The 20,647-nt window shown below is 41.3% G+C and carries 18 protein-coding genes, 1 tRNA gene and 2 pseudogenes; 4 read left to right on the top strand and 17 right to left on the bottom strand.

Annotation, left to right across the window (positions count from 1 at the left end; genetic code table 11):
• Positions 1-94 precede the first annotated feature (94 nt).
• The 15 genes and pseudogenes from AT710_04740 to AT710_04670 all read right to left on the bottom strand — a co-directional run bounded on the left by AT710_04740 (position 95) and on the right by AT710_04670 (position 14,426).
• Entirely contained in the window at positions 95-385 is a 291-nt protein-coding gene (locus AT710_04740) for a hypothetical protein (GenBank protein ID KUO92086.1), read from the bottom strand.
• Between the two features lie 258 nt (positions 386-643).
• On the bottom strand, positions 644-3,646 hold the full coding sequence (locus AT710_04735) for a hypothetical protein (GenBank protein KUO92085.1): 3,003 nt from the start codon (positions 3,644-3,646) through the stop codon (positions 644-646).
• Positions 3,640-3,918, bottom strand: coding sequence for a hypothetical protein (locus AT710_04730; GenBank protein KUO92084.1), 279 nt, complete (start codon positions 3,916-3,918; stop codon positions 3,640-3,642). Before AT710_04730 ends, AT710_04735 begins: the two co-directional genes overlap by 7 nt.
• 100 nt (positions 3,919-4,018) lie before the next feature.
• Positions 4,019-4,540 carry a hypothetical protein gene (locus AT710_04725; protein ID KUO92083.1) on the bottom strand — a complete coding sequence of 174 codons (522 nt, stop codon included), beginning with the start codon at positions 4,538-4,540 and terminating at the stop codon, positions 4,019-4,021.
• Positions 4,537-6,186: a hypothetical protein gene (locus AT710_04720; GenBank protein ID KUO92082.1), complete on the bottom strand. Its 1,650-nt coding sequence runs from the start codon at positions 6,184-6,186 to the stop codon at positions 4,537-4,539. The genes AT710_04725 and AT710_04720 overlap by 4 nt, the downstream gene beginning before the upstream one ends.
• A gap of 275 nt (positions 6,187-6,461) precedes the next feature.
• The gene (locus tag AT710_04715; GenBank protein KUO92081.1) at positions 6,462-6,956 is read right to left on the bottom strand and encodes a hypothetical protein; all 495 of its coding nucleotides are present in this window, start codon (positions 6,954-6,956) and stop codon (positions 6,462-6,464) included.
• A pseudogene (locus AT710_04710) lies at positions 6,953-7,547 on the bottom strand (hypothetical protein). The gene AT710_04715 and the pseudogene AT710_04710 overlap by 4 nt, the downstream one beginning before the upstream one ends.
• 27 nt (positions 7,548-7,574) lie before the next feature.
• Positions 7,575-7,763, bottom strand: a complete 189-nt coding sequence (locus AT710_04705) for a hypothetical protein (protein KUO92080.1) — start codon at positions 7,761-7,763, stop codon at positions 7,575-7,577.
• 176 nt (positions 7,764-7,939) lie between these two features.
• Positions 7,940-10,280 (bottom strand): annotated as a pseudogene (locus tag AT710_04700) (pirin).
• Position 10,281: 1 nt separating this feature from the next.
• Positions 10,282-10,461, bottom strand: a complete 180-nt coding sequence (locus AT710_04695) for a hypothetical protein (protein ID KUO92079.1) — start codon at positions 10,459-10,461, stop codon at positions 10,282-10,284.
• 423 nt (positions 10,462-10,884) lie between these two features.
• A tRNA-Met gene (locus AT710_04690) sits at positions 10,885-10,958 on the bottom strand.
• Between the two features lie 92 nt (positions 10,959-11,050).
• A complete protein-coding gene (locus AT710_04685; protein ID KUO92087.1) occupies positions 11,051-12,322 on the bottom strand; it encodes a transporter in 1,272 nt (423 codons plus the stop codon).
• 199 nt (positions 12,323-12,521) lie between these two features.
• Positions 12,522-13,634, bottom strand: a complete 1,113-nt coding sequence (locus AT710_04680; protein KUO92078.1) for an o-succinylbenzoate synthase — start codon at positions 13,632-13,634, stop codon at positions 12,522-12,524.
• 136 nt (positions 13,635-13,770) lie between these two features.
• Positions 13,771-14,058 (bottom strand): hypothetical protein, encoded by a 288-nt coding sequence (locus AT710_04675; protein KUO92077.1) that lies wholly within the window; start codon positions 14,056-14,058, stop codon positions 13,771-13,773.
• The gene (locus tag AT710_04670; GenBank protein KUO92076.1) at positions 14,049-14,426 is read right to left on the bottom strand and encodes a hypothetical protein; all 378 of its coding nucleotides are present in this window, start codon (positions 14,424-14,426) and stop codon (positions 14,049-14,051) included. Before AT710_04670 ends, AT710_04675 begins: the two co-directional genes overlap by 10 nt.
• Before the next feature lie 204 nt (positions 14,427-14,630).
• Here AT710_04670 and AT710_04665 point away from each other — a divergent pair, with 204 nt between their 5' ends.
• A complete protein-coding gene (locus tag AT710_04665; protein ID KUO92075.1) occupies positions 14,631-14,966 on the top strand; it encodes a hypothetical protein in 336 nt (111 codons plus the stop codon).
• Here AT710_04665 and AT710_04660 read toward each other — a convergent pair.
• Entirely contained in the window at positions 14,935-15,489 is a 555-nt protein-coding gene (locus AT710_04660) for a hypothetical protein (GenBank protein ID KUO92074.1), read from the bottom strand. The two genes, AT710_04665 and AT710_04660, sit on opposite strands and share 32 nt — an antisense overlap.
• 79 nt (positions 15,490-15,568) lie before the next feature.
• Between AT710_04660 and AT710_04655 the strand changes: the two genes are divergently transcribed.
• Positions 15,569-16,729: a tryptophan--tRNA ligase gene (locus tag AT710_04655; GenBank protein KUO92073.1), complete on the top strand. Its 1,161-nt coding sequence runs from the start codon at positions 15,569-15,571 to the stop codon at positions 16,727-16,729.
• Here the strand turns inward: AT710_04655 and AT710_04650 are convergent.
• Positions 16,726-18,084, bottom strand: a complete 1,359-nt coding sequence (locus AT710_04650; protein KUO92072.1) for a pyruvate kinase — start codon at positions 18,082-18,084, stop codon at positions 16,726-16,728. The genes AT710_04655 and AT710_04650 overlap by 4 nt on opposite strands.
• Before the next feature lie 953 nt (positions 18,085-19,037).
• Between AT710_04650 and AT710_04645 the strand changes: the two genes are divergently transcribed.
• Both AT710_04645 and AT710_04640 read left to right on the top strand, forming a co-directional pair.
• On the top strand, positions 19,038-19,835 hold the full coding sequence (locus AT710_04645; protein KUO92071.1) for a GTP-binding protein: 798 nt from the start codon (positions 19,038-19,040) through the stop codon (positions 19,833-19,835).
• Positions 19,832-20,629 carry a hypothetical protein gene (locus AT710_04640; GenBank protein KUO92070.1) on the top strand — a complete coding sequence of 266 codons (798 nt, stop codon included), beginning with the start codon at positions 19,832-19,834 and terminating at the stop codon, positions 20,627-20,629. The genes AT710_04645 and AT710_04640 overlap by 4 nt, the downstream gene beginning before the upstream one ends.
• Positions 20,630-20,647 lie beyond the last annotated feature (18 nt).

Genomic DNA, 20,647 nt, shown 5'->3' with positions numbered 1-20,647 from the left:
AGATTCAAGACATGGAGGGAAGCATATGAGGAGGCAAGAACAATAGCCGACCAAAAAGAATACATATTGGAATGGTACCTAGAAGAAGAAACAACTACCTAGCTATCCCTAGGTGAGCTACCCCGCCCTTAAGGGGCTTCCCCGCCCCGCCTTGCCCGTAGCTGAGGGCCACGGGTAGTGGGCGGAGCTCCACGGGCACCACGGGCGGCTCCCGCCCCGCATGCCTTGCCCAATGAAGGGTGTTGTAGATCTCACAAGCCAACTTCAACTGGGCCTTTAACGCCCTCAACGTTCGTCGATCGGCATATGCTCTAAACCTAANCCCCACGATGGGCATCAGAAAAACAGGAACATCAAATATTTGTATTTCCCTCATCCCCGCCATAAATGGCGAGGTTTCCCCCATGTGTATAAAGAAAACTATCTGACCTCCTTCCCGCCTTGAGGGTTTCCCAAGGCCTTAGGGTTTACGCCTCATTATGGGCGCTACTCGGTTACCTCCCTTGGTTTTGTCTCTTTAGTTCTCTTACTGATATTCCTCTATCCCTGGCATATTTAGGCTTTATTGTTAAAATCCATTGTTTGAGATCTTCACTATTGATGGTATTAGAATAGGATTGTATAAAGAGAAGAATTGAATTTATTAGTTATTTGTTTTATTTATTATATCAAAAATCGACTTAGGGTCATCGTACCAATATTTCTTGTATTTTTCTGGTAATCTCTTTTTATCGTCTGTATAAAGAAGGAGATATACGTATATGTTTAATCGATCTTTATGGAACTCTTTTATTTTTTCATTTTCTTCGAAGATTCTTGAATATCCATCAACTTTGTATTCGTAATCAGTAAATGAAGTACTTTTAGGATCTACGAATATGATGTAATAATCATTGTCTTTCCTTATCCAGAAAATGAAATCTGGATAGAATTTATCCTGTCTATTATCTTTCTTGTTATAATATGGGATGTAAATCTTATCTGTGGTCTGGTCTATTTTTGAGAAATACCAAAAGTCCGCATTTACCTCATTGTTTTTAATATAATTTTCAAGGTCCTCGATAAATTTTTTCTCGCTCTCTTCCTTTATTATATGATTTATGAGATCTTCCTTAGAATCCTCTGCCACGATTACAGGGATGTAATAATGGTTCTTTATATTCTTAATACTGATTTTAAATTTGTCTTTTTTAAATTCCACATCGTCGAACCAGTTTATTTTCTTTACTTGCCTTTGAAATTCTTCCGGCGATATCTCATTGTTTTTTAACTTTCTAGTTAACATATCAAGTTGTTCTTCCTGTCTACCATAACCTATCACATAATTTATCTTCTTTTTTAAATCATTTAATTCATTTTCCTCGAGAATTGCACTTATTTCCTTAAAGTGTATTATTTCGTTTTCTAGGTTCTTAAACGTATCAATATTCTCTAAGATAATTTTAATATGGTTTATCAGATCGATGGTTTGCATGAAGGCGTTTCCATCATTATTTCTATCGAAATTATCTTCCCTGAGATATTCCTTTAATCTTTGTATATCAGAGACTTGTAGATATTCGTTGTATAATGCATAAAGCAATTTATCATCTCCCAGCCATTGAACATATCTATTCAACAATTCATAATTTCCTGTAAATTTAGGAATTTCTGAAATCTCTGGCTTATCATTTTCCCTATAAACAGGTATCAGTAAATTATGGCCATCAATATTTTTGTTCTTCTCTAATTCTATATTGAAGCCGGATTTACTCCTTTCGTATTTTATTGAATCCATGATTTTTTTAATATTTTCCACATCAGTGCCGAAGACAAAGAGGGATTCAATCATAGATACATCGCAACTCTTGAGTTTATCCCTTATTGTTTTAGCCAATGTATTTTCATTGGCCAGGAATCTCAAACGCTTTCTCATGCCTTTTAAAGGCTCTATTCTTTCCCCTCTACCTATGGATTGCAGTACATATTTCCTTGAGTCGCCCATACCAATGTTGATAAACATCATCACATTTGGTCTATTGGAATCCCAGCCTTCGTAAAAAGATCTTGAACCTAGAAGTATGTTTATTGAGCTATCATCTTCATTTAACCTTTGAAAATAACTCTGGTTATCATAGGACTCATTTATCTCGTAATTTTTCAATTTCTCTTTAACCCATTTCCCGATGTCGCCAATCTTTATTAGTGCAAATGGTTTATCAGAAGTCTTAAGCTTTAGAACCAACTCCTCTTCATTATTTGGAATTTTTATAACCTCAATTTTACCATTTGTTTCTGAATTATAAACGTATTTCAGTATGTGATCGTAAGTTATGCTTTTCAAAAAATTTTCATCAATTATTAACTCATCATGGGCAAACACATACCTTGGATGACTCTTTAATTCATCCAATAGATCAACCATCGCCTCATTGTAATTATGTATATTGGACTCTATGGCGATTTTTTCTAATACATTGAAAATTATCTGTAGATCGGAATCATCTATATTTACCGAATTGCCGTATATTACCATCATTGGGTTATGGTATAAATCCGATTGAATACTCAATTGATTATCGGATTTAAAAGTTGAAGAGATACTTTCTCTTGCCATTTTAATAGCTGTGAGAAGTATTAATGACTTTAATACAATCTTTTCCTTCTCATTTTCATCAAATTCATCAAATTTATCCATGTTTTTTTGAGATACGTAGACATTCTTGCCGTATCCTTTCTCTATGAAACGATCTAGGTTGAAGTTGAATACGGTCGTTATAATATCCCATGGATCTGTAAATGTCGCGGAAAAGTTAAAGAGAAAACCAAATCTAGTTATGAATGAATAATACAGTTGTCTTTTGGAATCCTCCTTATCCCCTTTATGTGCTTCATCCAATATCAAATACCATTTACCGTTATTTTCGAAATCCATGTACGATAATTCCTTTTCCTTTGTCTCATTGGAAATCAAATCAGATCTATAAAAGAACACATTTATATTATCCTTGCTTGCCGAGATTTCGAAGTTCTTTAACTTATCATAATCCTTTAGATTGTGTAGAACTATCTTTCTATAATGATAATAATTGTATTCATCCACGTGCTTTCTGAATTGCTCTATCAGATCTTCCCTATATGTTAGAAATAGAATATCATTCTTAGGTATTTTTCCATTATTCATTAGATAATCCAAGAGCTCGATTAGTTTAATTATGACTAAGGTTTTTCCCGATCCAGTAGCCATCCAGAAGCTAGCTCTGTTAACAAAATTGTAGAAGCCTATTACCTTTCTTTTCTGTCTGTTTTCATAGTCATAATACTGTAACAATTCTTTAACGGCCTTGTTTTCATCAGATGGGCCCAAGTCCTTTATCTTATTATTTCTCTGCAACAATTCATTGTATAATTTCTTCTTTGTTTCAATGAATTCGTCGTATTTATTCTTCTTTGGATACTCATATAGATCATCATAGAAATGCTTTAGAAACTTAGTGATGTTTTTAATTGCATCTATCTGATAGTCAAATAATTTCTTCCTATCTGAAAAGTATTCAATGTTATTTAATTGCCAAGCTCTGGGTAAGGATCCATAATCCAATTCATTGGCAATAGTTTCGTATAAAATATTCTCTTTCTTCTCTTCCTTCTTAGCCATCTTTACCACCATATTAACGGCTTTATGGTTTTGAAGTCTATTCTGTCATATTTTACCTCTTCTTCATTATTATTATCATCCACCAATATCACGGAATCCTTTGTTATCCTCTTAATCCATTTGCCTTTCAAGTTTGATAATGTTTCTGCAATATCTATGTTTGGATAAATTTCATCAAATTTTATGCTAATTTTGTTGTTCTTGTAATCCAATTCCATAGCATCAAGCAATTTCGGATCCTTTAAGAAAACATACTGCTCATAAATTGATTTATCATCCAAATCAAAGAATGGTTCTGACGGTATATAATGACATTTTCTAAGGGTTTGTTCATACTGCTCTAAATCATAATATTTGAAAAATCCACCAGCACTATTTTCGTTATACTTTTCTTGTACACCCTCTTCTTTTGATATCCCGTTTATCATATGCTAAAACCTTCTTCATTCTTGGTAAAACCACACTGTAGAAGTGTTCACCCATCTCAACACCAATCCATTTTCTACCAAGTTTGTGGGCTACTGCTGTTGTAGTGCCAGAGCCTAGGAAGAAATCCATGACTAAATCTCCTTCGTTTGATGTTGATTCTATGACACGTTTTAAGAGAATTTCGGAGTTCTCGGTTTGAAATCCTGTTAAAGAAGAATAACCAGATATATCTAACCAGTTATTATCTATGAGCAATTCTTCTCTTGGATGTACCCAATATTTAATTTTATTCCCTTCTCTTTTAATAAATTCCAATTGTTTTCCAGTTCTAATCCAATATTCTTCTAAGGTTTCACCCGTTATTTTTGATTCTTCCAAGTATTTTCGATAATTTTCTACTGCTTTATATGCTCTTTCTTTACTCCATTTCCATTGTCCTTTACTTATGTTAATCCCGAGAATCTCATATCTCATTGTTGGTCTATCATATGCTTCGCCTTTCTGAAAATCTGCCCAAAAACCATATAATTTTTTTCTTCCGATGCTTCTTTATAAAAGCCAGTGAATCTTACTTCTTCTTTCTTAGAATACCAATAAAGATTATCATATGAATTAGTCATCGCTCTAAAATTTTTAAATTGAGACAGTAAACCTGCTTTTGGAGCTCCTCTTTTTACTATTATCTCATTCCTAAAATTCTCCTCCCCAAAAATATCATTCATTAAAGGTCTTACAATCCAATTACCATTATAATCACACCTAACAAAAATACTTCCCCTTTCATTCAAGAATTCTCTTCCTAATCTTATCCTATTTTCTAACATTGTTGCCCATGTAGCATCCTTATATTTCACCGAGTAGAAGTAATTTGCATCTTGTTCTTTGTTAAATGGTGGGTCAATATATATTGTCTGTACCTTTTCCTTAAATTTAGGCAAAATCGTATTCAAAGCCTGATAATTCTCAGAATGAATTAACCATCCATCCAGTTCCTTATCCAAATTATCAAATAATGAAAGAATATCTAACTCTAAATCCTTAAAGTACTTTGTATCTATTGGTAGGAACTTATATTTAGGATTTAAACTTTCTACAATGCCCATTTGGATTATATCTTCCTTCTTAAAATCATCATCGATAATGCCTAATTCCTTCCATTCATTAATCTGATCATTTATTCTTTCATGATTTAATATCTTCTTTATGATTTCCATTCCACCATTTTTATTGGCAATCCTATCTAAAGTTATGACATAATTGGAATTCAAAACAAATTTAGGTTTATTCCATATTTTAACAAGTTCATCCTCAAATTGTGATACAAAATCAATAATCTTATACGCAATTTCCTTTAGAGTTTTTAATTCTTTTATCCTCTTCTCAGAAAAATCCGATTCATCGTCAAAAAGGTAATTCTTTAGCCAAAGATCAAATTGTTCTCTTAAGAAAGATTTAGCGTCCTTATTAATGAAGTAATCAACTTCATTTTGTTTCTCAAAGATTTTGAATATTTTTTCAATATCTTCCTCATTGAGATAAATCCTATTAGTATTTAATTTCCTTGTTATTTCTCCAAACTCAGTTTTTCTTCCCCTTTCTGAATATAAAACATAAAATGAAACCTCATTGTTTTTTATATCGTTTAATTCATATATTACTTCTCTCTTTTCATTTGCGGATTTGTGCTCTAATTTAGATACATCAAATTTTATAATGTATTTGACGTTATCCTTGTTATATTCCACCGTTAAATCATTCCATAATCTATCCGTCTTCACGTAATATAACATTCTTGTCTTCCAGAATAGGATAACGTCATCCTGATCAGTGTATATTTTATCATAGATTTTACTTTTTAGAGGTGTATAGGTGAAGTATATTGAACCGGATTCAGAAAAATATGTGGAAAAGAATGTATTGAGCTTATCGTATATCTCCTCCTTGAAATCAGGAAATTCCTTCAATTTTTCATCAATTTCCTTTTTTAATTCTTTGAATACTATATCGAAATAGGATGATTTTATTTTCATTAAATTTACGAATCCAGAATTGCCCTCAATCTTTGCTCCTATGAATATATCTTTTAATTTATCATAAAACAATTGTTCATTCTTTTCCATATTTGCTCACCATCTTTCTATATATCTTCATGCTCTCTCCCTCTTTAATATTTTTCTGTTGATACCATAACGTTGACTTGTTTATCTTCAACTCTTTCCCTTTTTCAAGATCAATTGACATAATCTTATTCCTCATTTCATTGCTGTCATTCCTTGATATCACTATATCTGGTATCTTGAATTCAAAGTAATTTTTTCTTTCCTGTTATGTGTTTACTCAATTCCATGATATTCTCAGTTTTCATTCGTTCTGGAATTTCAATTCATAATGAGATTCAATGCATTACCAGATAAAAATAAATTAGACCTATACCAATTGATAATGAAGTAATAAAAAGTACAAGAATTGCAAAAAAAAGCGACCTAAATGCATTTCTTGTCCTAAACCAAGAAAAAGTTCTATGAGTATAATTTCTTTCATTCAAGTATCTTATTGCTTTTTCTGTACTGACAGGAATATTCTCTATTCCCATTTCTTTTTCAATCGACTCCATCCATGCAACCCTAACATCTTGCATAAGTCTATATTTAGTCAGTGCAACCAGAAGGACAAAATCAAAAATTCCTCCTAGAATTAATACCAGTCCCATTACTAAATAATTATTCTTGATAAAACCAAAAGACACGGCAAAGACAACTGATGTTATAGTAATAGCAACACTAGGAACTTGCCACAACAATTGGTCAAACATTCTGTAATCGTAGGAAGCTCTATTATATTGAGCAATTATTAAATTTTGTTTAATCTTTTCTTTATCTTCATCGTTCATTCGATCCTCACTATAGTCTTACTATAAACCTTTCCTCTTTTATATTTTTCTGTTGATACCATAACGTTGACTTGTTTATCTTCAACTCTTTCCCTTTTTCAAGATCAATTGACATAATCTTATCCCTGACTTGAGAATAATTGTTTCTTTTTATTTCTAAGGTATTACGAATTCCAGTTTTTTACTATTTCCAGTAATGTATTTGCTCAATTCCCTTATGCTCTCAAACATGATACTTTCTAAAGTGTGCTGTTTATTCTTGAATTCATAACGCTGATTGAAATTGTTCTTGATTTTTCTCAATCAATAGTTTTGCTGTATTAGGTTTTAACCTAATATGGTAATTCTCAGTTGTGTTATGAAATCTGACTTCTTTAATTTGTTTTCCATTAATTCGATTACGGGATAGTNAACGACATTTCTGAACAGTTCCTGTAAATCGTATACTAAAGGATGCTTTGAGGGTGCCATTTCATGAAGATAGCCGATTGAAACATCTAAACCTATGGAATTGATATCTTTCCTTACCATTGATTCAAGTATTGCATATCCATAATTCGGCAATGCATTAATTGGATCGGATGCGTTCATATTCCATGAATACGAAAGATTTTTCCTTCATTCAAAGTGGAAATCTTTGGCTAAGGAATTGAATATTTTAGTTAATTCTGACCAGTAAGCCGATGCTATTCCACCATCACACATCATTAGATTGTTAACATTATCGTAATCCACTCTCTCAATTTCCTTGTTTATTGTTGATAAATCCATATCATAGAAACTGGAAAGTGCTTTCAATAGATACATGCATGGAAGACGCTGATCGCCAGTAAATACGTTCTGAAACAGTTTTTCGCATCTTTGAAATATATAGGGTTTGAACCTCAGACGGCCCCATCAAGGCATTTCCGACCGAATCTCAACGTTGATTAAACGCCGATCCTTTTTTCTGGTTCTATTTAACTGCATCACAAACAGCATTATTACAGACCGTATATCCTGAAGACGTAGTTCTTCAGCGCATCAACGAATGCCATCCAGACGAATGCAAAGGCCAGAGCCATCAATATGGAGTATACGGGTATTTTGTTAACGAGGATACCCAGTGCAGATATCAGAGAGATTCCGATTATATCACCAAGTATCGATAACATCAAGTATCGTGAAGGCTTTGAGTGCCAGAAGCGCCCTCTTTCTCTTACCATAAAAACATTGAACAAGCCGCTGAATACAAGCACATCAAATATTAAGGTATGTATCATGTTTTTTGAGAAATGGAGATACAGACCAGCATAGAGAACTATAAAACCCTCAACTACGAGAAGGGCCGCTATAAGACCAGATGTGACTACCATGGCCTTTACATTCCATTTTTCTGGCTTATTCGAATACCTTACATTATCTGTCGCAATCGACATGGTTACGAAATCGTTGGCGAATAGTAGTAGTATTATATCAAATGGCGTGGTCACGAAGAAATGCACGGCGAAGAACGAAATCGTCAGAAACGCCACAACCTGTATGGTTTTCACTATCTTGTTAAGCGTATACGTCAGCATCCTCTGGAATATCCTCCTTCCCTCTTTGACTGCCTCGACTATATCAGAAATGCCTTCATGCGTAAGCACTATGCTTGCCGAAGCCTTTGCAATATCAGTAGCGTTGCTGAGAGCTATACCGACCTCCGCCTGTCTCAACGCGGGTGCATCATTGACACCGTCGCCGGTCATTCCGGTAATATGACCCTCTTCCTGCAGCGATTTCACTATTCTGAACTTATCCTCTGGAAATACCTCTGCGTATATGGCACACTCATCTGAAAATTTGCCATCAGTATGGATGTTGCAGGCCTTTCCCTCGATTCCCACCTGTTTACCTATCTCCTCAGCTATGGGTTCATTGTCTCCTGTGACCATTTTAACCGAGACGCCGAGATCCTTTAGATCTGATATGAGCTGCTTTGAGTCATCACGCGGCGGATCATAGAGTGGTATTAAACCGACAAGATGCATCCCATCCTCTCCGGCACCTACGGCTATGACCCTGTAGCCTCGCTTTGCCAGATTCACAACATCATCCATTATTTCATCGTATTTCGTGCTGCACAGCTGGCTTATGATCTGTGGTGCACCTTTGGCCACCTTTATGGTTTTTCCATTCATCTTGATTACCGCTTCGGTTCGCNTGGTTGAAGGGTCAAATGGCGTGAAAGCCATCCTAAGCGAAATATCCGGTACTATGTTCCTGGCCTTTGCATATTCCAATATGGCCTTATCTATGGGATCATCGCTCTGAACTTCAGATGCAAATGCCACATACATTATGAGATCTTTCTCATCTGCGTTGAGCGGTATAGGATCCACAACTGTAAGATGATTCTTGGTTATGGTTCCAGTTTTATCGGAGCATAGAACATCCATCGATGCGGCATCCTCTATTGCGCTTAGTCTTGTCACTATAGCACCCTTTCGAGAAATGTCGAGAGCCCCATAGGCCATAGCTATCGTGAATGTCGCAGGAAGTGCCACAGGAATTGAAGCTATCAGAAGCACTAGGATGAGTGGAATTATGTCCTGTATTGGTATATGAATAAAGTAAGAGTATGTGGCGGTTATCAGAACAAGGATCACATCTAGTATTATCAGATCCCTAACTATGCCAAATATGAGTGATTCTATGTGTGATTTAGTTCCAGCAGATTGTATAAGATCAGTTTTTTCCAAAGTAGGTATTTGGTCCGGTCTTTACGACAACGGACAGTGCTTCCCCGCGTTTGACTATAGATCCTGAGTACACGGCATCTCCCCTCTCCTTTGACACCGTTACGCTTTCTCCCGTCAGCGCAGATTGATCAATTTCAAGGCTACCTGATATTACGACTGAATCCGCTGGTACAACATCCCCCAGCCTTATGTCTATAATATCCCCTGGAACCAGAAACCTGGCCTCAATTTGCTTCCAGTTACTTGACCTGATANCTCTCGCCCTCACCCTGAGCTTTTGTTTTAGGAGTTCTACCGCATTTTCAGCCTTCGATTCCTGAAAAAATCCTATGAATGCGTTGAAAACGAGAAGAAACAAAATTATGTATGTATCGAGATATTTACCAAGCAAGGCAGTTATTACTATGGTGGCCTCCAGCATCCAGGGAACAGGCGCCCAAAATTTTTTGAGAAACTTGATGGCTTTGTTTTCCTTTTTTTCCTGCATCTCATTGTAGCCGTATTGTTCGATTCTTTTCTGTGCTTCCTCTTCTGTCAGGCCAGATTGACTTGTCCCAAGTTCTTTCAGGATCTTATCCACATCGGCCTTTTCATCATTCATATCAATATAATATCATCACTTTATTTATAAGTATGTTGCATAAATGATAGGCCTCCACTATCTGTCTGAGAATATTATAATAATGGGNCATCATTGCCATCTCCTGAGCTATGTATTCAAACCTCTTTGCCTTTACAATTTCACCCATCACCCTCTTGAGACCTGAGAAATATATTTCCACAATCCATCTCTTATCATAATTAATTGTTATTTTTTCATTCGCTCTCTGTTCTTTTTATTTCTCTGGCTATTCTTGCCTTATAATGAGAATCCCCTGAAAGCGTGGAAGAGTTCTTCCTTGTGGAAATTATTACCTTTCCATCGAGAGAGTTGTATATGCTCCTTGAATCGTATACCTTGTCACCATAGAGTTTTGATAAAAACGAACGACAAACCTCGGCCCCTTTAGGGCAGGGAGGAGGTCAGGTTAACACGAGTTTACTAAAGCTAATAAATAGTTAACAGATAACTAAATGTCAACAAAATTAAACAATGTTAAATGGATTAAGGCAATGCCAACAAACATTGATAATCAATATTTTAATTATCATAATTATTAAGCAAAAGGTAAACTTTTTTCGTTATCTATATCCTCCATTAGTGATGGGCCCGCCGGGATTTGAACCCGGGGCCTACCGGTTATGAGCCGGCCGCTCCACCTGGCTAAGCCACGGGCCCTCATCTATGCCTGTAGCGCTTTTGTTTTTTAATTTTACCCCTCACCTTATCGCTAATAGTGGAATAAAAACTTAGGGGATTTTAGTTTGGCTTTACCTAGTTACGTCGTGGCCGGCCAAGCTCTTCTTTCCCGTTTCGAATCCCTTCAGGTACCATAGGAGTGTCATTGCGAGGGCCGTGATGAATATCGCCGTCACTATGGCCGCCTCGGCATTAAACGAGAGGACATAGAGGGATAGTAGACCTGTTATTGTGCCGGCAATTATCCAGACAAGTGTTCTCACATATGAAACGTACTTGCCTCTCATCTGGGTTGGGAACATCTCTGGCTCAAGCATTGCCCTAACCCCCCACGTAGTTTCGACGGGTATGAAGAGAAGCGCTGTGAGGGCTAGTAACGTGGTGCTTGATATATCCCTAGTGATTGCCTCATATGTCCATAGAATTATCCATAGCAGGGCCAGTAATCCATATGATGCTAGCGAGGCTGCCTTTCTTGATACGCGGTGAACAATGGCTGCACCAAATATTATCCCAACGATCACCATCATGAGGCCGCCAATTAGCGGTATCTCGCTGGCTAGGCTGCTTGAGAAGTAGAGGAAGCCAACATCGTACGTTATGTAAACGAAGGCAACGTCTTGGGCAATGCCTATTATGGTTATTATGAGGAATCTAAGGGGGATGCTTAGGGTTGGTGAGACCGGTTCAGTCTCGCCATCTATTGACTTCCATGCATCATTTACGTCTAGATCGGCCTTGCCGGCCAATGCCTTCCATGGAAGCGATTCCTCCACCATGAAGTACCCAATTATAAGTGCGGCAAGGGGAGCTAGGAAGAGGAGGACTATGGCCACCTCGGTTTGGAGCGCGCTGAAGCCGAGGAGGAGCGGGATGAATACTATGGCCACTCCCAAGTTGCCGAAGTTCTGGACAATTACCTCAATATTGCCGCGCCACTTGGCTGGAACGGATTCCGCTATTATCGATAATACAGGGGTCTCGAGCCCTATTGCGGCCATCCCTATCAATATGAATGATATGACTAGGGCAATTACGTTGGAGCCGGCGGCAACGTATATGGCTACCCCGGCGAGTATCAGCGCTGCCGTGAGTATGAATGAGTTTCTGCGGCCAATGCTGTCGGTCAAGTAACCGGAGAGCAGTGAGCCGAAGCCGCCCGCTATATATGGCAGGCTGAGCGCTAGGAACGCATACTTGGTTGGTATTATGTTACCTATTGCGGCCACTGGTCCATAGCTTTCAGCGACGCCGTAAACCAGCATTCCCATTGCCAGCGCTATTATTGATCCCCAGGGAAACCCTTGGACCCGCATCGCTGCATTGCTGTTGGCGCTTCCAATGCCAGTGCTTGGATTTGAGTCGGCGAGTCGGGATCCTGTATCGCCTTTCTTGTTCTTCACTGTTTTTTCTTAGCTTGAACGTTTAAATATTTTTCTTTAAAATAACCCAGATAATACATTATTTTTAAATAATCAATTAAATTAAAGAATGGAAATGTTAAATGGCCACACTAATGAGAAGAATTGCCGAAAACACCATCTACTGCAGCTCAATTACTTCCTGCTTCACCGAGTACTTCCGCAACGCCTCTAACCTGGGCTCAACTCCAATGCCAGGCAATTTTCTGACACTTATCGTTCCATCCTTATTCAATGACCATGGCTCCGTTATATCCTCATCATAATACCTATCGCTGGCGCTTATATCATTCGGTAACTTAACGTTAGGCAGAGTGGCAAGGGCAACTTGAACCCCACGCCCTACCCCGGTCTCCAGCATACCGCCTATCCAAACCGGCATCTCAACTAATCTGCAGAAATCGTGAATCGCAACGCTATTAGTTATTCCCCCAACCCTTCCCGGCTTAATATTAATGACCTTACAGGAACCCAATTCAAATGCCCTCCTAGCATCAAGGGGGCCCTTTATGGATTCATCCAGGCAAATCGGCGTGCGCAGATCGCGTTGAAGCTTGGCGTGATCGATTAAGTCATCATAATCAAGGGGCTGCTCGATCAAGAGTAGATCAAGGTCATCCATTTCCCGGAAAATCCTGGCATCACTTAAGGAGTAGGCCGAGTTAGCATCCACCTGGAGAGGTATATCGGGATACTCGCGCCTAACTTGCTTAACTACATTCACATCCCATCCAGGCTTGATCTTTATCTTGATTCTCCGGTAACCTGACTCTAAGTAGAAATTAATGGCCTTCATCAACTCATCAATATTAGACTGAATGCCAATGGAGACCCCGCTAACTATCTTGTCCCTAACCCCTCCCAGCAACTCATGGAGAGGCTTACCCAGGGACTTCGCATATGCATCCCACACAGCTTCCTCCAGCCCCGCCTTAGCCATGTTATGACCCCTAACCCTGCTTAATCTATCTATGAATGATCGAGGCTCTACTATATCCATTCCCCTCAGGATCGGCGCCATGTAATCCCTAATTGCTAGCCAAGCCGTGCCCACTGTCTCATAACTATACCACGGCCCATCATCTGCAGTGACCTCCCCCCATCCATCGAGTCCATTATCTAACATGACCTTAACCAGTACCCCATGTCTATCCAACGACGCGCCGAAGCTTGTCTCGAACTTGGTCTTGAGCCTCATTACCACATGGTAAAGCTCAATTCTCTTAACTCTCATCGGCAAAGCATCAATAGCCTAATATTAACTTTTTGCCCTCATCCAAAAAGCCGGCCTCCGAAAATAAAGGTCATTCAATTATAGAGCCCCTGCCCTTAAAGGAGCGGGAATCGCATTAATTCATGCCACGGCGACCCTAGAGCCTGGATACATAGTAAATCACACATATCCCGATTAAGTCAAGTATGCATAGGGATAAAAATGGTAAATCAACGAACTTGATGAGGAGGCTCGCGGAGAGCTCTATCTCAAGTATGAACATCGCTATGCTATGGGATAGAAGTATTAACGATAATATCGCCAATGCGAAGCTAAGCGGCGCCTTTAACCTAAACACGTGAAAATAATTCTTCACTATGAGGGCTGACATCACTATTTGGCAACCAATTAATGTCGTATCGATTACTAGGTCCACTAATCCCATTCAGTGTCAATTCCCAGCTTGCTGGCTAATTTAATAATTTTAGCCCAATTGGAATCAACGAGCTCCGTCGTGTAATATGGAGCCCCGTACTTATTATTGAGCCGCTTAATTAAACCACTCTTCTCAAGTATATTTAAGTGATACATTGTTGTTTTATAGCCTAGACCCAATCGACGCGATATTTGATTTGGATTCATGGGGCTCCTCTTTATCTCTATTAATATCCTCAGTCGCGTTGGACCGCCCTTAGAGCCGCCGAGAAGCCAATAGAGATTAACATATGTCTCCCTCTCCGCTGACCCAGGAGCCGGGAGCGCTGCGCCCTTCACTGCATCTGTCCTCGTGTCGAATATGTTGTTAAACGACATTTAGGGGTTAGTCATATGTTAATACTATTTAACCTTTGCGTTNCGGAGAGCGAAATATGAACAACCATATTAATACCTATACCATAAGGATATTGCTCTAGTAAATGCAAATCAGTTTATTAATTTTTATAAAAATAGTTTAACCTAGTTGGAAACAGAGTAAAGGGATCAAAGCTTTATAGGAGACTTGGACCGGGGAAAATCATGAGCCTACTGTACTTCGATATAGATGAAATAAAGGCCCAATGCGACATGAATTATAGCAATTACTCGGAGAACGGTGTAAATTACGTACCCTGTAGGTACAGTGCGCCCGGCATAATTAGGGCGCTCCCCTACTTGCTAAAGTATCTAGGATTGCGGGCAAGCGATGCTGGGAAAATGGTTGAGTCCCGGTTTGGGAGAATCATGATTAAGGCGGAGAACGATGAATTAATCCTCTGGATAAGCACGGATGCAATGCAAATGGGATTCTCGACGGGCGAAGTAGCTAGGCAAGTGGCCCTAGTCACGCGAGGACTTCTNCTTTGCCTAGAATGAGGAGCGGTTCTCCCCTCTTCGCGAAAGCCATCCTGCAAGGAATTGCTAGTTTAGACATGGCTCTCTTCAGCGCTATCTTGGCGTGGTTCACGTTCTTCGCCTCAACCTCCACATAGAATAGTACATCTCCCCTCTTTATTTGGACGGCTCTCCCCGTGGGGACCCCGAATGATTGCCTCATGCCTTCCTGGAGACGGTCTGCTCCAGCCATTGCTAACATCTTGTTCTCCCTAATCACGTGGTGCGGGTACTTGGCTAGTTTTAGGTAAAAGTTTTGATCAGTCAAAGTGGCGGATAAGTACTTATACGCCATTTGNCTTGCGGCCTCCAAGGAGTTAACCCTTATCTGGCCAGAGACTAGGGGGAATAATGCGACTACATCGGTGAATTTCTCCCTATCCTTAGGCTTAGTGGCCCCCATCTCGAATTTAGGTATCTGGGCATAGGGGGCTCCATGAATGTACTTGGTTCTCGTATATGGTCTCTTCAGTCTCCTATAGCACCTTCCTGGTCTTAAAGGCATGAATCACCCAGTCGTCTCCAGTTTATAAATATTGATGAGGCAAGGCTAAAGCCAACTAGGGAGGGAATAATTTTTAAGCATGGGGAGGCCCAGGCTTCATAGTGATACCCATCTGGCAAGCGAAGGCGAATTCTCGGTAACGCCCTGGAGCGTTAAAGGCAAGGTGGATTACCTGAGGCTTGCAAAGGAATTCGGCGTTCAATTAATTGGAGAGGAGGAAATGCAACTCCTCAAGTCACTCGCTGGGGATATCCATCCATTAATAAGGCGGGGATACTTCTATGCGCATAGGGACTTGACCCAAGTACTGAGCAGGCATGCGGCTGGGGGGAAGTGGGCTCTCTACGCTGGGCGGGGACCCAGTGGCGATCTCCATATTGGGCATCTAGTTCCATGGATTCTGGCCAAATGGTTTGTAGATAAGTTTGGAGTGGAGTTCTTCTTTGAGTTAACTGATGACGAGAAGTTCTTAGTTAAGGAGGGCTACACATTGGAGGAAACGAATAGATTAGCGTATGAGAATGCCCTTGATTTGATAGCCCTCGGCTTTGAGCCCCGTAACCTACACTTAATAATAGATACAGAGGATATTTCGCTCCTCTATGGAATAGCGGTGAGGATAGGGAAGCACTTAACGCTCTCCACCCTTAAGCATACCTTTGGATTCACGGATTCAACTAATGTAGGTGCAGCCTTCTTCCCAACGCTGGAAATGGCAATGGCGTTCCTCCCATCAAGCCTATATGGAGAAGAAGTGCCGGTCCTAATACCGACCGCTATAGATCAAGATCCCTACTTCAGACTGGGTCGAGACGTGGCGCCGCTCCTTGGATACCCAAAGCCGGCTACGATTTATAGTAAGTTCCTTCCAGGCTTGACTGGGGAGGATAAGATGAGCGCATCAACGCCCGAATCATCCATATATGTCACAGATAACGAGAAGGCAATAAAGCGAAAAGTAATGAATGCATTCACTGGGGGACAGGCGACTGTTGAGGAGCAGCGGAGGCTTGGCGGTAATCCTGATATTTGCCCGGTCTATAAGTATCACCTGCTTTTCCAGGAGAGCGACGAGAAGGTTAGGAGCATATATGAGGACTGCAGATCTGGGCGGCTGCTCTGTGGAGAGTGCAAGTTAATGCTTAATGAACGATTATCGAGCTTCATTGCTAGCCATAGGGAAGCGAGGGAGAAGGCTAAGGAACGGATACATGAATACAGGATACAGGTAAAGCGTTAAGCCCTTCTAACCCTAATCAAGTGCTCCGCCTCTCTGCCCTGCATGCCGTACGTCAATACAACGTTCTCCCCAGGCGTGATTAATCCAAGCTCAAGGAACCGATTAAACGCCTCCTCCAGTCCTGCCTCATAATCGCTTGCCTTCACGACGCTTGACTCGACTCCCCACATCATGCGGAGCTGCCTAGCCACGTAGTTGCTCGGCGTTGCTGCCAGTATTGGTACTCCAGGCCTAAACCGCGATATCCTCACCGCAGTTAATCCGCTTTTAGTGAATATAACTATCTTAGCCCCCATATCGCTAGCCAGCTTCGCGACTCCCATTGCAAATCTCATTCTATAATCATAAAGAGATAGATCCACCCCAACAATGGAGGAGGAGCCCTCATACTTCGCCGAGATCCTCTCAAGCCACTTCACTGCATCAATGGGGTACTTGCCGATCGTGGTTTCATCCGTGAGGAGGAGCGCATCAACTCCCTGCGTTACGGCAGTCATTACGTCGACGACTTCCGCCCTCGTTGGAACCGGATTAGAGACCATTGAGCTTAATAATTGGGTCGCAACCATTACTGGTCGCCCCTGTCTAAGGGCCTCCTCCACTATTCTTTGTTGAATTATTGGAACCTCTTCCAACTCGAATGTCATGCCTAAATCGCCGCGGGCCACCATTACGTAATCCGCGGCCTCAACCACTTCCTTCAAGTTATCTATGGCGGCCCTGCTCTCCATCTTAGCTATAACCTTTGCTTCGCTTCCCTTGCTGGATAGATATGACTTGACCTCCAATATGTCCTTGGCGCTCCTCACATGGCTTATCCCTATGAACTCGAACCCGGAATCCACGGCTAACGATAAGGCTTCCTTATCGTGATCATCCAGTATCGGAAGAGGATAATCCTTACCCTTCACGTCTATTGACTTATTGCTTCCAATGACTCCACTGGATTGGGCTGTTGCCTTAATGGTCTTCTCATCCTTAGATTCAACTATTAACTTGAGCCTCCCATCATTCATTACAAGCACATCCCTCGGTTCCACGGCTGCAAAGAACTCCTTGATTGGAACCGGCACTTCCCCTCCTGTGGCTTCCTGTCCATACTTGAAAACTATGGTTTCCCCAGCCTTAACTATAATTTCCCCGTGAACTAATCCAGTTCTAACTCCGGGTCCCCTAAGATCTCCCAGAATCGGTAGGCCAGCGCCTCGTATTAACGATACTCGTCTCCCCCACTCCTGGGGATCCCCATGGGAGAAGTTTATTCGTGCCCCATCTATGTGCTTCGCCACTTCCTGGAATGTTGCCGGATCATCGGTAGCGGGGCCAATTGATGCCATTAACTTAACCCTATGCATGAGTCCTCAATCATGTTTCGGTTTAAAACATATTCCTCAACGGTTGTTCAGGAATTAGTGATTAGGCCGCAATATATTTAATCAATTGATTAAATAAGAGGCAATGGTAGTTCAATCATTATTTGCCTCCATGGCCCCCCCACAATATTGATTGAAGATAATCCATGGAAGAAGCCCCTCTCGAGCCTCGGGAGGAGACTAAGCGAGGAAGAGAAGCCAGAGGCAGTTGTAATTATTAGTCCGCACTTCACGTCGTGAAACGGCGAATTCCTAATTAAGACCCAGAATCCACTTCCATGCATACAGGATTATCATGGATTCCCTCAGGAGCTCTATTCCTACTGCTATTCGACCAATAATGATGTCGATCTAGCAACATCCATAATTAGAACAGCCAAGTCCAGGGGCTTGAGGGCTAGATCGCATGAGGAGCGGGGTCTCGATCATGGAGCCTGGATACCCCTTCTATACATGTTCCCCAATGGAATCAAGACAGCGCCCATCTCAATAACCGAGGCAAGCCCGGAGACCAATATCGAGATGGGGGAAAGCAATCGCAAATGCATCGCGAGGAAGACGCGTCCTAGTAATTGGAACCGGATCGCCAACGCATAGTCCTCTCTATATTGCTATTGGCGCGGCCGGAGCCCCGAGAGCCGGAATATTTGGTATGGACTTGCCGTGGCCCGGCGCCTCAATGTTTGCCGCCGAATTCTTGCGTTCCTCTACGTAACCCTTGCCTCAACTGGTTTTCGATTAATTCATGAAATGCCTTCCCCCTGAAGGTCATTATCCTCACGCTTCTCGTTGAGGCATGAGCCGCATTAATGATGAATTCCTTGGGATGCGAATTGCTCCGGGGAATAAATATGGCTAATCCGTAATTGCCTTAATGGATGGGTTTCTAATGGGAAGGATGAAACTTTATATAGCGAGCCTCAACGTGGATCCACATGGCCATTACTCAATTCAATAGGGAGAGCTGGAGGCGGGTTGAGCGGATGGTGGAGGCGAGCGATATCGTGATGGAGGTGTTGGATGCAAGGGATCCGGAGGCCACGAGGAGCCCTAGGGCTGAGGCAATGGTCAGGGAGAGAGGAAAGGGTCTGCTTATAGTGCTTAATAAGGCGGATCTGGTGCCTATGAACGCATTACTAAGGTGGAAGAGGGCGTTGGAGAGGGATGCGCCAACCATCTTCATAAGCGCTAAGTATAGGCTGGGCACTAGGATGCTGACTAAAACAATTAAGAGAACGGCCACTCGGATACCGGTTACTGTCCTAGTCATGGGTTACCCAAATGTAGGTAAATCCACAATAATAAATTACCTAAGCGGGAGATACGCGGCGCCAACGAGTCCAGTTCCAGGCTGGACTAGGGGGGAGAAGATCATTAAGGCTAGGCCTTGGTTAACGGTAATTGATTCGCCTGGAATTATTCCTGTGGAGAGCAATGATCCGGGAATGCGGATAGTGAGGGGAGAGGAATCGCCCAGCGATGTGGAGGATCCCGTGAGGAGCGCTATTTCATTGATCAAGAGGATGCTGGAATTAGGCTCCACGGCTTTAATGGATAGATATGGAATCGATGTGAGGGACCCCATGGAGGCCATAGAGGCTGTGGCTAGGCGGCGAGGCTTCCTGCTTAGGGGTGGTAGGCTTAATATAGATGAGGCGGCTAGAGCTATACTGAGGGATTGGATAGAGGGTAAATTAACTTATTACACTTTGCCCCGGGGGGACTCTACATGAGGAATCCACTGGTTGAGGCAGATCCACTGGCCTATTATGGTAAGGTAGCGCCGCTGATAATTAGATTCACTAATGGAAGGAGGTCCACTGCAATTAAGGGCGATCACAAGACAAGTAGGGGAGAGGAAGCGCAGCTAGATGATGTGGAGGACGTGATGGCGGTCGTGAAGCGGGAATTTATCGATATAATGACGTCGGTCTCTAGGAATGGATTAATAGATGTGGTTGTTTTCGATGTGAAGGGAACAGGGAACCTTTGGCTCAGCGAGGATGGCGCAACTGTGTTTTACTTAGCGATACAGGCAATAAGGCAAACCCTTGCCTTCCTGGGCGTTGAGTCGACCTTGACTTTCTTTGATGGCATGAATGGATTCAAGGTGATGTCGCTCCTATCCAGGGGAATAGATAAGCGGATGGCTGGCACTATAGTAGGCGTGACTTGGGAGGCATTCACTAGAACCGCTAAGCGGTTCAGAGTGCTTAGAAATAACCTGGATGAGGTAATGATTGGCGGCAACACCATGCTCAAGGTAGGCATGTTCAGGGTCCCACTCTCGCTTCACTGGTCCACTAAGTTGGCCGCGGTCCCGGTCGTGGATTGCCCTAAGAATTTCTCCACAATTAAGGCGCTTCCGCAGCGCATCATGGATGAATTACCTAACTATATTAATGCCATTAATGAATTAAGAGCAAATGATGTTGAATTAAGCCAGTTAAGCAAGATAGATAAATTGCAACTAATATATAGCTTAAAGGCTCGCCTCTCCTCAAGCCTCACCACTGATTGCACATAGGATCAAATGATTTTCCAA

The sequence above is a fragment of the Thermocladium sp. ECH_B genome (assembly GCA_001516585.1).
In the GTDB taxonomy this organism is placed as follows: Archaea; Thermoproteota; Thermoprotei; order Thermoproteales; family Thermocladiaceae; genus Thermocladium.
This window is presented reverse-complemented; position numbering and strand designations above follow the sequence as displayed.

Bases quoted from the DNA above. Each gene is read 5' to 3' on its own strand.
- AT710_04725 (KUO92083.1), bottom strand. From the start codon at position 4,540: ATGAGATATGAGATTCTCGGGATTAACATAAGTAAAGGACAATGGAAA.
- AT710_04720 (KUO92082.1), bottom strand. From the start codon at position 6,186: ATGGAAAAGAATGAACAATTGTTTTATGATAAATTAAAAGATATATTC.
- AT710_04715 (KUO92081.1), bottom strand. From the start codon at position 6,956: ATGAACGATGAAGATAAAGAAAAGATTAAACAAAATTTAATAATTGCT.
- AT710_04705 (KUO92080.1), bottom strand. From the start codon at position 7,763: ATGTATCTATTGAAAGCACTTTCCAGTTTCTATGATATGGATTTATCA.
- AT710_04680 (KUO92078.1), bottom strand. From the start codon at position 13,634: ATGAGAGTTAAGAGAATTGAGCTTTACCATGTGGTAATGAGGCTCAAG.
- AT710_04675 (KUO92077.1), bottom strand. From the start codon at position 14,058: ATGGGATTAGTGGACCTAGTAATCGATACGACATTAATTGGTTGCCAA.
- AT710_04670 (KUO92076.1), bottom strand. From the start codon at position 14,426: ATGTCGTTTAACAACATATTCGACACGAGGACAGATGCAGTGAAGGGC.
- AT710_04655 (KUO92073.1), top strand. From the start codon at position 15,569: ATGGGGAGGCCCAGGCTTCATAGTGATACCCATCTGGCAAGCGAAGGC.
- AT710_04650 (KUO92072.1), bottom strand. From the start codon at position 18,084: ATGCATAGGGTTAAGTTAATGGCATCAATTGGCCCCGCTACCGATGAT.
- AT710_04645 (KUO92071.1), top strand. From the start codon at position 19,038: ATGGCCATTACTCAATTCAATAGGGAGAGCTGGAGGCGGGTTGAGCGG.
- AT710_04640 (KUO92070.1), top strand. From the start codon at position 19,832: ATGAGGAATCCACTGGTTGAGGCAGATCCACTGGCCTATTATGGTAAG.